Raw genomic sequence first — 13,885 nt, 5'->3', positions numbered from 1 at the left:
TTAAGCTTGAATAATCGTTACAGGAAACATCCATCATGAAGTGCTCATTTTTATCCTTCGGGTAATGAAAAGCTCATAACAGTGCCTGTTATCCGGTTGGATTTAAAAACAAAAAATATGCGGATGAGAAAATATTTTTGTTTACAGCTTACCCTTTGTTTTACATCCACCATTTTTTCCCAGGATTATATCGGGCAAAAAAGCTATGCCGGCGCTTCTTTAGGAACCTTCACCTATACAGGTATCTATAGTAAAAATGCGTCTTTTATCAGTCATACTTCTATGTCGGGATCGGTGTTTTATGACCATCGTCTTATCCTGGACAGACAGCTATTTATAAAAGGAGAGCTAATGCTTGGGGAAATAGCCGGAAACAACATGGATAAGGATAAAGAAGTATCAGACAGCCCCTTTAAAGGAGGGTTTAGGGGTTATGTTGTAGAAGGTAGCGCTAAAATAGAATATGAATTGCTTAATCTGTATCGTCACAGGATAAGCCCTTATGTAAGTGCCGGTATTGGAGCCTATTATTTATTCGATTATGAATTCAAACAAGGTGAGCCCAAAACCGCCGCTGATAGCTGGGGCATTGTGGCGCCTGTAGGTGGTGGTGTAAAGTTCAGGCTGAATAAAAGGGTGAGATTATTTGCCGGGGGCCATTACAGGTTCTTTGCCAGGAATTTTGATAACTTCCCTGACGAAACAATGAAGAATCCAAACAGGTATTATACATTGGTTGCAGGTGCGTCTTTTGCGCTTCAAAAACTGAACCGGCTTTGGTAATGGGTTTGTGGAAAATGTAGTTTATGTGTCTGTATTAAAGATACAACTACATTTTATGTGGAAATTGCCAATTGCAGCAATTGTTTTGATTATATCCTTTATGGTACTGGCGCTCACTGCCGGCAACCCATTGAAAGATAACTACCGTGCTGTTTCCTTTTCTTCATATTCTTCATATCCTGCTCAACACAAACCGGAGAGTTTTGTAATAAGTGAATTGCGAGCTGCAGCAGCAAAGACATTTACAGTACGTAATAAATACAATCAGCAGCTATGTTTTTTTATAGATATGTCTTTACCTTCCCGGAGCCCTCGTTTTTTTGTTTATGATCTGAAGAAAGATACTGTTATGAATGCAGGGCTGGTAACACATGGTAATTGCAACCAATATTGGCTGGAGGGCAGGCAGTATGGGAACACAGTAGGTTGCGGGTGTACTTCTCTCGGCAAATATAAAATAGGGAAAAGCTATTATGGTAAGTTTGGACTGGCTTATAAATTACATGGTTTAGACAGCACAAATGATAAGGCTTTTGAACGATTTGTTGTTTTACACTCGCATGGCTGTGTGCCGGACAATAAGCGTGAACAGGATATTTGCCAGAGCAATGGTTGCCCTACTGTCAGCCCTTCTTTTTTAAACATACTGCAAGCCAGGATTGATGCATCTGAACAACCAGTATTGCTGTGGATTTACGAGTGACGCTGAAGATGAATGGCAGGAACAGGGACTGACCGGAAGATGTTTCCTGGGGTTTATCTCAGCTCTGAAGGGGAGGGCATATAGTGCCTCTTATATTTTCCATTTTTAATTCTGCATTTTCAATTTATCTTCGCGGCTTATGAGTACTATTAATGAAGCCGTGCAGGCGGGCAGGCAGGTTGTGGTAAGTGGCGTTCGCCCCACAGGAAATTTGCATTTGGGTAATTATTTTGGTGCATTGCGTAACTACGTTAAAATGCAGCACGAATATCAATGCTATTTTTTTATAGCAGATCTGCATTCACTTACCACCCATCCCGATACTAAAGAACTAAAGGAAAATGTACTTCATGTTGTTTCAGAATACCTGGCCAGTGGATTAGACCCTGACAAAGTAACTTTATATTGCCAGAGCGATCTTCCTGAAACTTCCGAGCTCTATCTTTTTCTTAATATGATGGCTTACAAAGGCGAACTGGAAAAAACCACTACGTTTAAAGACAAAGTGCGCCTGCAGCCGGAGAATGTAAATGCAGGATTATTAACTTATCCTGTTCTGATGGCTGCTGATATACTCATTCACCGGGCTAAATTGGTACCGGTAGGTAAAGACCAGGAGCAGCATCTGGAAATGACGCGCACTTTTGCCAATCGCTTTAATCACAGGTATGGCGACGTATTCCCCGAACCGCAGGCATTTAACTTTGGAGCACAGCTGCTGAAAGTACCCAGCCTTGACGGAGCCGGGAAAATGAGTAAAAGCGAAAACCAGTATGCTACCATTTACCTGTCTGATGACGATGACCTCATCCGTAAAAAGATAATGAAGGCAAAAACAGATGCAGGTCCAACCGCGCTTAACAGCCCCATGCCAGATTATATTGAAAATGTTTTTGATCTCATGAAGCTGGTGAGTAAACAAGAGGTGATCAGTAAGTTTGAAGCCGACTATAATAACTGCAATATACGTTATGGCGATATGAAAAAACAGCTGGCAGAAGATATGGTGAACTATATTGCACCTATTCGTCAAAAAGCCAGGGATATTCGCGCTAATGAATCGGATCTGAATATTATTTTAAAAGTGGGCGCTCAAAAAGCTGCTGAAAGCGCAGACAGAACCATCCGGGAAGTAAGAAAGGCTATGGGGTTAAAATATTTTTAGTGCATTGAAAAAAAACACTACTTTGCTGAACTTTAAAATATCCTGCTGGTAAGCCTGTGCTTGGCGGCAATAAGCATTTTTCAAAATGGCCAAATCAAAACCTAAACCCAAGCACATTGCTGTTGCCGGAAACATTGGTGCCGGAAAAACTACATTAACCCAAATGTTGGCGAAGCATTATAAATGGATCCCTCATTTTGAAGATGTAGATCACAACCCGTACCTGATGGACTTTTATGAGGATATGCCACGCTGGAGCTTTAACCTGCAGGTTTATTTCCTGCATGGTCGCTTAAAACAATTGCTCGATATTCAAAACGGTACTGAAACCGTTATTCAGGACCGAACTATTTATGAGGATGCCAATATATTTGCACCGAACCTGCATGAAATGGGATTGATGAGCAAACGCGATTTTGATAATTATTTTGAATTCTTCCAAACCCTCAGAACAATGGTGAAGGCGCCCGACCTGTTGATCTATTTGAATGCATCGGTGCCTACGCTTGTAGGACAGATACAAAAACGCGGTCGCGAATATGAAGAAAATATCCGCCTGGATTACCTGAAGCGCCTTAACGAGTTTTACAATAAATGGATCGCTTCGTACAAAGAAGGTCCTTTGCTGGTAGTGGATGTAGATAAAAATAAGTTTGGCGAAAATGAAGAGCATTTTGGAGAGATCATCGCCAGGGTAGATGCCAGTTTATATGGCTTGTTTTAATAAATTAATGGTTAATTCCTGATACCTGGCATCTGTACGCTGTTATTTGCTAACTTATCAAAACCTGTTCCTGAGCGCGTTGATTCGTATTTCCCGGACTTTTCCTGAAAAAAAGGACCAGCATTGTTGCGTTTTTATATAAAGGATCGTTTTATATACTAAACACAATTGTAAATGCTATGAGAATAGGTACATCTTTTATTTTACCAGGATGCGTATTGCTATTGCTTGCCTGTCAAAAAAAATCAGCCAGAACTATGGGTTATGAACCCGTTTACGAAGATATCACCAGCTTTCTTGCCGTAACCTATCAGCCGCAGGGGCAGGCTGTTCAAAACGGAGGTAAGATTTATCTTTTGGGAGATACATTGTACCAGGTAGAAACTGATAAAGGCATACATATTATTGATATATCCGATAAAGCAAAACCTAAAAACACCGGTTTCATAGCCATAAAAGGGTGCAGGGAAGTAGCTGTGCAGGGAAACGTAATTTTTACCAATAATTATACAGAGCTGCTGGCCTTGCGTTTGGAAAGTAAGGGCCTGAGTGTGCTAAAGCGAGTACTGGAAGCTATTGCACCGGATAATTCCCAGGCGCTTCCGCCAGAGAAAGGATACTTTGAATGTCCGGTAACTGTTCCGGGGAAAAAGATTACCGGATGGATAAAGACAGAACTCACAGACCCTAAATGCTTTTACTAAAACTAAAAATTATTTTATGAGAAAATACCGGATACTGTTTTACCTGGTAGCCATGCTTATAGCCGGCAGTTGTTCAAAAGGGGACACAGGTAATGCCCATAGAGATTCTGCCGGCAGAAGCGGGTCTATTGCCCGGATGACGATCAGTAACAATTATCTGTACATTGTGAACCTGCAGGAGCTGAAAGTGTATGATATTGCTGACCCTTCCCGTACTGTTTTGAAAAACACTGTCTCTGTCGGGTTTAATGTAGAAACCATCTTTCCCTATAATGGTAAACTTTTTATTGGATCCGGGTCTGCGATGTATATCTATGATATCAGCGATCCTAAAAATCCTGCGTTACAGGGAACGGTAAACCATATCAGGGCCTGTGATCCTGTAGTTACGGATGGTAGCTATGCCTATGTTACTTTGCGTAATAACAATAGTGTTTGTGGGGGTACTCAAAATGTGCTGAATATATATGATATTTCCGGGGGCAAAATTTTAAACCCTGTACTTACCAGTACCACGGCGCTGCCCCAACCGTATGGCCTCGGTATTCATGAAAACACTTTGTACGTATGCTGTGCCGCTGCGGGGCTGGCAGTAGTAAATGTGACAGACCGGAAAAAGCCGGAGGTTACGAAAGTGATTACCGAAGGTAAAACCTATACAGATGTAATTGCTTTTGACAATACCCTCTTTGCTTATGTACAGGGTGGTATTGCGCTTTTCGATATATCTGATCCGCAAAACCCTGCTTTTATTTCGGAAATAAAAAATAATTTATGAGAATCATTTTATTAATAGCCTTTGCATGTTTTAATGCCGTTGTTTGTAAAGCGCAGGACAGTATTTTTTTAAGAGATAAAACGATTATCCCAGCCAGGATATTAGAAATAAACGAGAGGAGTGTTATTTATAAAAAAACGGGCAATCCCTCCGGGCCTGATTATAAAGTATCGGTTAACAGGGTGAAGCATATCATATTTGAAAGTGGTGCGGTAGAGGAATTTTCCAGGCGGGCACCTCATCCACCGGCACCTGTTAAACCCGATTTTTCCAGGAGAGTAGAAGCGATTATCAGAAATAAAAAATTATATCCTCATACTTTACCTGATAACCTGTTATCCGCCGGTTATTTTACCGGGCAGAATGTTTATTATGGTGCCCCAGATGATAAACTCGCCCATGGTTTATATATCAAATACCAACGGTTGCTATTTAATGAAGTGGTAGGGTTAGGTATTGCACCGTTTATTGCCTTTAATCAAAAGCAGGTGGGCGCTAAATTTACTGCTACAGCATATACCAAGTTTTTTGGAAAATTGAGGATCGGCGCAGGGCCCTATTACAGCATTTCTCATCAGGGATTTACACGCTATTATTGGGTTAAAGGCACCATGCCCGGATCCCGTATAGGATGGGTATATATGAATGATGACAAAGCTACTGTAGGAAGCGTTGGTCTGTCTGCTGTTGCAATGTTGCATTTGAATACCAGCTATCTCCTGTCTTTTGGTGCCGACATAGGTGGCGCAGCTCACATTAATAAGTACAAAACATTACCCGAAAGCTGGGAGCAGCAGCCGGTGGGTCATAATGTTACAATAGGTCAGCTAAGCCTGGGTATTACGCGCAGGTTTTAGGAAAGTGCTCGGATGATGGATCGTTGTTACGACTCAAATGTTATAGATGCTTCCGCAACGGTAGTTTGATCATAATCAATTTCGGCAAATAGCTCCAGGTGCGGGGCTATTTTATTTTCAGGTTATCTGGCAATTAATTATCACTGACCGGATTATTATCAAACACCATTTGGTTTATCTTTACCATCTTAAACACTTTTTGTTACGAAATAGCCATAAAAATGTTTTATGCGAAAAGGAATGATTATTTAGGCTATTCCATGTGACCATTAAAAACAATAAAAAATAAATACATGAAATATTTGCCAATAAATCCGAAGCTTTTCATTACCAATCGCAAAAGGTTTACGGATAAAATGCAAAATAATTCCATCGCCATTTTTGTCGCTAACGACGAAATGCCACAGAATGCGGATGCTGTTTATAAGTATAAGCCTAACAGCTCTCTTTTCTGGTTAACGGGTATCAGGCAGGAAGACTCTATGCTCATCTTTTTTCCTGATAACCCCGATCCCAGATATCGTGAAGTACTCGTACTGATGCGGCCTGACGAATTGAAGGAAAAATGGGATGGCAGACGTTTAAGAGCAGCTGAGGCTACGGCTATCAGCGGTATCCAAACAATAGTGTGGGCCGATGCTTTACCCCCGCTTTTCCAGGCGTGGATGCATGCCGCCGAAAATGTATATTTGGATTCTAACGAACATGACCGCAAAGGTTCCTGGTCCGATACTGCTCAAACGCGCTACATCAAATACCTGAAGGAGCGTTACCCGTTGCACCATTATATACGTGCAGCACCTGTCATGCGCATGCTGCGGGCTGTAAAAACGAAGTATGAAGTAGAAGTAATACAAAAAGCCATTGATATTACCGGGCATACTTTCCGGCGCCTGTTGCAGTTTATAAAGCCCGGCGTTTGGGAATATGAGATAGAAGCAGAAATTGTTCATTCTTTTCTGAGCCAGCGCGCTACAGGAGAGGGCTATAGCAGCATTATTGCCAGCGGTGATAATGCCCGTGTATTACATTATATTTTCAATAATAATCAATGTAAGGATGGCGCATTGGTATTGATGGATTTTGGTGCGGAGTATGGTGGGTATAATGCAGATCTTACCCGTACTGTTCCTGTAAATGGTACATTCACTAAAAGACAAAAAGAAGTGTATAATGCCTGCCTCGAGGTGCACCGGTATTGTGCAAAAATTTTAAAACCCGGCATTACCATAGCCGGGTATCATGAAAAAGCAGGCGATGCCTTTACAAAGCAATACCTGAAATTAGGGTTGCTTACCAAATCCGATGTCAAGAATGAAGATCCGCAGAACCGTGCTTACAGGAAATATACCTATCATGGTATTTCACATCACCTGGGTGTAGATGTTCATGATCTTGGCCCCAGTTTCTTTCAGCCCGTTCAGGCTGGTATGTTGTTCACCATAGAGCCTGGCATTTACATTGAGGAAGAAAAAATGGGTATCCGTATTGAGAACAATTTCTGGATCACCAAAAATGGCAATGTAGATCTGATGAAGCATATTCCAATTGAAGCAGATGATATTGAAAGACTGATGAAGAGAAGCTAATAGTTAATAGTTCATGGACCGTAGTAATCAATACTATGAACCATGAACCATGAACCATGAACTAAAATGAAACAAATTCCCAATCTTTTTACACTGTTAAACCTGGTATTCGGCTGCATAGCGATCATTTATATTTTTAAAAATGACGGCTTTCTGTTTACCAATGCTCCCGGCACGTTTTCTATGGGCCTGATAATCGGCGGTGTTTATATTTTTTTTGCTGCCGTTGTTGATTTTTTAGATGGTTTTGTTGCTCGCTTATTTAAAGCAACATCTGAAATGGGAGCGCAGCTTGATTCACTGGCCGACGCTGTAACATTTGGGGTAGCACCTGGTATGATCATGTACAGGCTGTTGCAGCTGGCGTTAGTAAAATCGGGTATGCCTGCGGATAATATCGGGTTATTGCTGCCTGCATTACTCATCCCATGCGCAGGGGTATGGAGGCTGGCAAGGTTTAATCTGGACAAAGAGCAAACCTATTATTTTAAAGGGGTCCCCATACCGGCAGCCGGCCTTGTAATAGCTTCATTGCCTTTTGTGCTTAACAACGATAATAACAGTTATATTGCGGCTTATCTTCATAATCCTTATATTTTATATACTGTTACCGGGATCGTTTCATTTCTTATGGTATCGCGTATTCCGTTGATCAGCCTGAAGTTTAAAAATTTTAGTCTGAAGTCTAATACAGATAAATTTGTTTTGCTGCTCATAGGATTGTTGTCTGTCATATTTCTAAAATGGCTTGCTGTGCCGGTTATATTTGCAGCCTATGTCGTATTGTCATTAATTTTCAGGCCCAATAAATAGTACCCGGCAATAAGCATAATTTGTAACTCGTACATCGAATAGTGTACATCATATATTTTATATGTTATATCTCGTTCCTACACCTATCGGCAATTTAAAGGATATTACATTAAGGGCTTTGGAAGTGCTTAAGGAAGTGGATATTATTCTTGCGGAAGATACACGCACTACTTCGCATTTGCTCAATCACTACGGGATATCAAAGCCGCTAACTCCTTACCATCAGCATAATGAGCATAAAATAGTGGAACACCTGATACAGCAGTTGGCCGGTGGCAAAACAATGGCGCTGGTAACAGATGCCGGTACTCCTGGTATTTCCGATCCTGCCTTTCTGCTGGTACGCGCCTGTGTGCAGAATCATATTGAAGTGCAAAGCCTGCCCGGCGCTACAGCATTGGTGCCGGCACTGGTCAATAGCGGGCTCCCTACCCATAGCTTTTGCTTTGAAGGCTTTCTGCCCTTAAAAAAAGGCCGCCACACCACGCTTGAGCAACTGAAAACTGAAGAGCGGACGATGATTTTTTATGAATCGCCAGTGCGGTTAGTAAAAACATTGAATGACCTGGCAGAGTACTTTGGTGCAGACAGGCCATGCAGTGTGAGCCGCGAGCTTACCAAAATGTTTGAGGAAACCAAACGCGGAACACTACAGGAAGTGGGGCAATACTTCTCTCAAAAAACAGTGAAGGGAGAAATTGTGATTGTGGTAGATGGTATGAAAACGGAGAAAGCAAAAAAGAGGGAAGATGATTGAACGGATGAATTTCAATTGCCTGCATTAAGCTATGGCCAACTGGTTCAATCCACAATAATCAATGCTCATTTCATTTGACAGTGGCTAAGCGGTTGAAGCTTTCTGCTGCTGTAACTGGATATTGAAATCGGATATTTGCGTATTGACAATTGTTTGCTGATTATTAGAATCATGCCGTTGCTGTCATCTTCTATGCGCTATTGATGCTTTGAGTTTCCTGTGCATCCCCTTATATTTGTATTTTTCGTATTTAAGGAAAATGATTATGACCAAAAATGTTGCAGCCTTTTCGGCTACTGTATTTTTATGTTTTTCATCGTTTGCCCAAAATGGTTACTGGCAGCAAAAGGTTAAGTACACAATGGATGTGGATATGAATGTACAAACCAACCGTTTTACAGGAACGCAAAAGCTGGAGTATTGGAACAATTCGCCGGACACACTGAAAAAAGTGTTTTACCATTTATTCTGGAACGCTTTTCAGCCCGGGAGCATGATGGATGAACGCAGCCGCAGGCAGGGTACTTTTATGTCTACCCGTGCAGATTGGGACCCGCGCGTAAAAGACCGGATACAAAAGCTACAGCCTGATGAAACAGGTTACCAGAAAGTAAAATCGCTGAAGATGAATGGCGTTCCTCAAAAATTTGAGGAACTGGAGACCATACTTGTGGCGCCGCTTACCAGGGCCATTTTGCCTGGGCAGAAGGTGATATTGGATATGGAGTTTGAAGCACAGGTGCCTTTACAGATAAGACGCAGTGGCAGGGATAACCCTGCTACGCAGGTACGTTACTCTATGAGCCAGTGGTATCCGCGCATCTGCGCTTATGATAAAGAGGGCTGGCATCCCACGCCTTATGTAGGCCGCGAGTTTTATGGCCCTTTCGGCACTTTTAATGTGAATATCAGCATCAATAAAAACTATATACTGGGCGGAACCGGCTCTCTCATCAATGCCAACCAGGTAGGCTATGGTTATGAGGCTGCAGGAATCAGGGCAAGGCTGCCGGCGGGTGAAAAACTTACCTGGAAATTTACGGCAGAGAATGTACATGATTTTATGTGGGCAGCTGACCCAGGGTTTATTCATAAGAAAACGCAGATAGCAGACGGTATAACATTGCACCTGCTATATAAACCTGCAGGAAAAGCACCTGAAGAATGGGAAGATATTCTGACCAAAGCAACAAAGGCATACCCATTCATAAAAAAACATTTCGGGCCGTATCCATATAAGCAATACTCATTTATCACCGGTGGCGATGGTGGAATGGAATATCCTATGGCAACTCTACTGGCAGGCCCGGGAGCATGGCTGCACGAGTGGCTACACAGCTGGTACCAGGGGGTACTGGCCACTAACGAAAGCAGGTATGCATGGATGGATGAGGGCTTTACCACTTATGCCGAACAAAGAACTGACGCCTGGCTGAAAGGTGATTCTGCCTCTTTTGCGCAGGCAGACAGCTATAAAGGTTATTATGCGCTTGTGCGAAGTGGTCTGGAAGAACCGCTTTCTACTCATGCCGATCATTTTAATACGAATTACGCTTATAGCGCTGCCAGCTATAATAAAGGCGCTGTTTTTATGGAGCAACTGGGTTACATTGTTGGAGCACAGACAAGGGATAAAATTTTGCTGGCGTATGATGCCCAATGGAAATTTAAGCATCCGAATGCTGATGATTTCATCCGGCTTGCCGAAAACATCAGCAATATAAAACTGGACTGGTATAAAGAGTTTTGGGTGAATACAACAAAAACGATCGATTATGCTGTCGATAGCGTATGGGAGCAGAACGGGAAAACGCAGATAAGGCTTCGCAATAAAGACCTGATGCCCATGCCTGTGGACCTGGTAATTACTAAAGAAGATGGCAGCAAAGAGATATACTATATTCCCCTGGACCTGATGTATGGGACCAAACCTGCCGAAAGCAGCATGCCACGCAGGATACAGCCTGTATGGCGATGGACCAGCCCGACTTATACGTTACCGGTTGAGTTAAAAAGAGCAGATATTGCTGCTATTGAAATCGACCCCAGCTTACGAATGGCAGATATTAACAGGCACAATAATAAGGTGAGTTTTTAAAAAACTATAAGTGCTACTCGTTAAAAAGTGCCGGGCAATTGCCCGGCACTTTTTTAATTAAAATTTTGTAATACAAAAATATATTCTACATTTGTAGAAATAAATCTATAATTGTAGAATGGTGAAATTATCAAAATCAGAAGAACAACTGATGGAATATATCTGGCAAAAGGAAAAAGCATTTATGAAAGATCTGATCGATTGCTTTCCTGATCCCAGGCCTGCCAGTACAACGGTGGCTACGCTTTTAAAGCGTATGATAGATAAAGGAGTGATCGCATTTACCCAATATGGTAATTCACGGGAGTATTACCCCCTGGTTAAAAAGGCGGATTATTTTTCCAGGCACGTGAACAGCATGATCAAAAACTATTTTGATGATTCCGTATTACAGTTTGCTTCTTTTTTTACTAAAGAAACCAATTTGAGCAAAGCGCAGCTGGAAGAGCTGAAAAAGATCATTGATTCTGAAATTAGAAAAAAGAACTAGTATGGTAATTTATTTGTTAAAAATGATCATATGCGGTGCGGCTTTTTACGCGCTGTATGCCTTGATTTTTCAAAGAGAAAAAATGCTGGTATTTAGCCGGTTTTATTTGCTGGGCGGGTTGGTGGTTTCTTTCTTTATTCCGTTCATTACAATCATGCTACCTGCTCGTACCGGCCTGCCAGCTATACGTTCTATAAATGAAGTAATTTTTTCCAAAGCGCTGCATGTGCAGCCTACAGGATTCCCAGCTACTGGCATTATTATTTATAGTATGACCGCTGTTTGGGTTGTAATAAGCTTTTACTTCCTTGTTCGCTTTGTGGTGAATTATTCAAAGCTAAGGACAACTGCAAGGAATAGCAAGAGCTTTTGTATTGATGATATAAAGGTTGTCTTGCTGGGCAGTGAAACGGTTCCGCATAGTTTTTTAAAAACGGTTTTCTTAAGCAAGGCCGAATATGAAGCAGGAAGGATAGAGGCCGAGGTGCTGGAGCATGAGCTGGCCCATATCCGGCAAAAGCATAGCTGGGATATTTTATGGGTAGAACTATTACAAATTTTTACGTGGTTTAACCCAATGATTTACCTGTACCGCCGATCTATAAAAATCAATCACGAATTGCTGGCTGATGCAGCTGTAATAAAAAAATTTGATAATGTGCGCAGTTATCAGCATATTTTATTACAAAGAGCCGTTGCGCAACCTGCTCTGGCCTTTGTCAGCAGCTTTAATTTTTACATCACTAAAAAACGATTCATTATGTTACAAAAGAAATACAAAAAAGAGAAAGCATTTTTGTTAGGAATGATTGTTGTTCCATTAATAGCTTTATTGCTATTATTTTTTACAGAAAAAGTGTACGCCCAGGAACCGGTAAAGGTTGAAACATTAAAATTGGAATCAGTACCTCACGATCCTGCAACCCGTAAAGACCTGGAATGGATTTCTATTACTTATGATAAAAATCAAAAACCAATTGTAGCAGAAATAAAACTTAAAAAAAGAAAGGTGATAAAAGAAAATATTTCAACACCTGAGCGATTAACAAAAGCGGAAGAAAAATACGGAGTGCAACTGCACCTACAGAATACTGCTCAAGCGCCGCCACCTCCACCACCTCCCCCCGGTAAGAATGAAGAACCTCATCATTTGATTCCTCCTAAGATTATCAAAAAGAAACAGGTGTCCTTCGCACCGCCTAAAATTGTGAAAGATGAAGTGGAATCGTTTTCTCCACCTATAATAATAAAAGATGATGAAGTGCAGAAAATGATCAAAGAATCTCCCAAAAATGAAGGCATTGATAAGCCTTTAGGGTTGAGCTTTTAGAAAGTAATAACATTAAAGACTGTTATCAGAAAGCGCTGTGCATTTTGTTCAGGAGCTGGTGATGACAAGGTTGCGGATAATAATTTCTCTCGTTTGCAGAAGAAGCAGATGAGAGAAATTTCATTGCTGCTATAATTCTGATCTTTTCAACGGTGCTGGCTGCTGTTTCCGGAATCTGGAAAATGATGCTTCGTAAGCAATTCTTTGTTTATATATTCGACAAGCGAATTGAGGAGCCCTGTCAGGCCCTTTGATGCGGGAGATTGCCCCGGGAAATACATCGCTGGACTTTTCCTGCCTTAACTCGCAGCTTGAAGTATACCCTCTAAATCGGCAGGAGAATAATTAACAGACTTAAGCACCTTGTTATCTCCCTTCCTATATACAAGGAACAGGTCTCCCTCTTGTTGACAGTAAGATTCACAGTCATGGAACTCCTTATAGAATTGCATGGTTTGCTCTGCTTCCTGGAGTGTTTTACAAGCTTTACTCATGTTCGAACGGTGCACTTCATCGAAGAGTGACTTAAATTGATCCGCCAGCCCAAATTCCAGTATTGCCCCGGATAGAACATATTGCAGATCACAAAGTGCGTCGGCAATTTCTACTATATTATCTTTATCAATACCCTGTTGTAATTCTTTCAGTTCCTCAGCTAGTAATTCAACCCTTAACTTGCACCTTTCCTTTGAAGGGATCTGCGGGCTCTTCAAAACCGGGTGTTTAAAAGTGTCATGAAATTCAGCTACTGCATTTAACGGAGTGGGATCAAGCATATTAGTAAGTTTATAATTTCGCTAAAAATAGGCGATAAATACTTTACTTAAAATTTATTGTTTGTAGCAGGCTTAAATAAGTATACGTAGGTGAAGATTGCAAAGTGGATTTAATTTCCTGAATGTTGCTGCCTTTATAACTTTGAGTATCTTCAGGGTATCTTAAACCTTCCTGCAGCAAATAACCAAAATTGACAGTATGAGAAATATACTTACAGCCCTACAGGTCAGATATTATGCTATCTGAAAACCATTTTGAAGACACAAAAACCGAACAAAGTACCCCTGCTTTTCCAATTAATGCAATTAATTACCTAA

The 13,885-nt window shown here is 41.3% G+C and carries 14 protein-coding genes; 13 read left to right on the top strand and 1 reads right to left on the bottom strand.

Features of this window, described 5'->3' with window-relative positions:
* The first annotated feature begins 123 nt into the window (after positions 1-123).
* The 13 genes from ACYVBM_RS06735 (at position 124) to ACYVBM_RS06675 (ending at position 12,791) form a co-directional block, all read left to right on the top strand.
* Positions 124-783: a P44/Msp2 family outer membrane protein gene (locus tag ACYVBM_RS06735; RefSeq protein WP_460684867.1), complete on the top strand. Its 660-nt coding sequence runs from the start codon at positions 124-126 to the stop codon at positions 781-783.
* 25 nt (positions 784-808) lie between these two features.
* On the top strand, positions 809-1,486 hold the full coding sequence (locus ACYVBM_RS06730) for a murein L,D-transpeptidase catalytic domain-containing protein (protein ID WP_460684866.1): 678 nt from the start codon (positions 809-811) through the stop codon (positions 1,484-1,486).
* A 139-nt stretch (positions 1,487-1,625) separates the two neighbouring features.
* Complete coding sequence (gene trpS / locus ACYVBM_RS06725) at positions 1,626-2,651, top strand: tryptophan--tRNA ligase (RefSeq protein WP_460684865.1); 1,026 nt, start codon at positions 1,626-1,628, stop codon at positions 2,649-2,651.
* Between the two features lie 85 nt (positions 2,652-2,736).
* Positions 2,737-3,375 carry a deoxynucleoside kinase gene (locus ACYVBM_RS06720; protein ID WP_460684864.1) on the top strand — a complete coding sequence of 213 codons (639 nt, stop codon included), beginning with the start codon at positions 2,737-2,739 and terminating at the stop codon, positions 3,373-3,375.
* Between the two features lie 179 nt (positions 3,376-3,554).
* Complete coding sequence (locus ACYVBM_RS06715; protein ID WP_460684863.1) at positions 3,555-4,079, top strand: hypothetical protein; 525 nt, start codon at positions 3,555-3,557, stop codon at positions 4,077-4,079.
* 16 nt (positions 4,080-4,095) lie between these two features.
* Positions 4,096-4,857 carry an LVIVD repeat-containing protein gene (locus ACYVBM_RS06710; RefSeq protein ID WP_460684862.1) on the top strand — a complete coding sequence of 254 codons (762 nt, stop codon included), beginning with the start codon at positions 4,096-4,098 and terminating at the stop codon, positions 4,855-4,857.
* A complete protein-coding gene (locus ACYVBM_RS06705) occupies positions 4,854-5,714 on the top strand; it encodes a hypothetical protein (protein ID WP_460684861.1) in 861 nt (286 codons plus the stop codon). The genes ACYVBM_RS06710 and ACYVBM_RS06705 overlap by 4 nt, the downstream gene beginning before the upstream one ends.
* Positions 5,715-6,007: 293 nt before the next feature.
* Entirely contained in the window at positions 6,008-7,303 is a 1,296-nt protein-coding gene (locus ACYVBM_RS06700) for an aminopeptidase P family protein (protein WP_460684860.1), read from the top strand.
* 66 nt (positions 7,304-7,369) lie between these two features.
* Positions 7,370-8,116, top strand: coding sequence for a CDP-alcohol phosphatidyltransferase family protein (locus ACYVBM_RS06695; RefSeq protein WP_460684859.1), 747 nt, complete (start codon positions 7,370-7,372; stop codon positions 8,114-8,116).
* A 61-nt stretch (positions 8,117-8,177) separates the two neighbouring features.
* Positions 8,178-8,873, top strand: coding sequence for a 16S rRNA (cytidine(1402)-2'-O)-methyltransferase (rsmI, locus tag ACYVBM_RS06690; protein WP_460684858.1), 696 nt, complete (start codon positions 8,178-8,180; stop codon positions 8,871-8,873).
* Positions 8,874-9,138: 265 nt separating this feature from the next.
* The gene (locus tag ACYVBM_RS06685) at positions 9,139-10,971 is read left to right on the top strand and encodes a M1 family metallopeptidase (protein WP_460684857.1); all 1,833 of its coding nucleotides are present in this window, start codon (positions 9,139-9,141) and stop codon (positions 10,969-10,971) included.
* 118 nt (positions 10,972-11,089) lie between these two features.
* Complete coding sequence (locus tag ACYVBM_RS06680) at positions 11,090-11,461, top strand: BlaI/MecI/CopY family transcriptional regulator (protein WP_460684856.1); 372 nt, start codon at positions 11,090-11,092, stop codon at positions 11,459-11,461.
* Position 11,462: 1 nt separating this feature from the next.
* Positions 11,463-12,791 (top strand): M56 family metallopeptidase, encoded by a 1,329-nt coding sequence (locus tag ACYVBM_RS06675; RefSeq protein ID WP_460684855.1) that lies wholly within the window; start codon positions 11,463-11,465, stop codon positions 12,789-12,791.
* A 299-nt stretch (positions 12,792-13,090) separates the two neighbouring features.
* Here ACYVBM_RS06675 and ACYVBM_RS06670 read toward each other — a convergent pair whose 3' ends face one another.
* Positions 13,091-13,567 (bottom strand): pyrophosphohydrolase domain-containing protein, encoded by a 477-nt coding sequence (locus ACYVBM_RS06670; protein ID WP_460684854.1) that lies wholly within the window; start codon positions 13,565-13,567, stop codon positions 13,091-13,093.
* Positions 13,568-13,885 lie beyond the last annotated feature (318 nt).

The sequence above is a fragment of the Niabella aquatica genome, from assembly GCF_054779315.1.
Note: the sequence above shows the minus strand (reverse complement) of the source record. Positions and strands in the feature narration are given on the sequence as shown.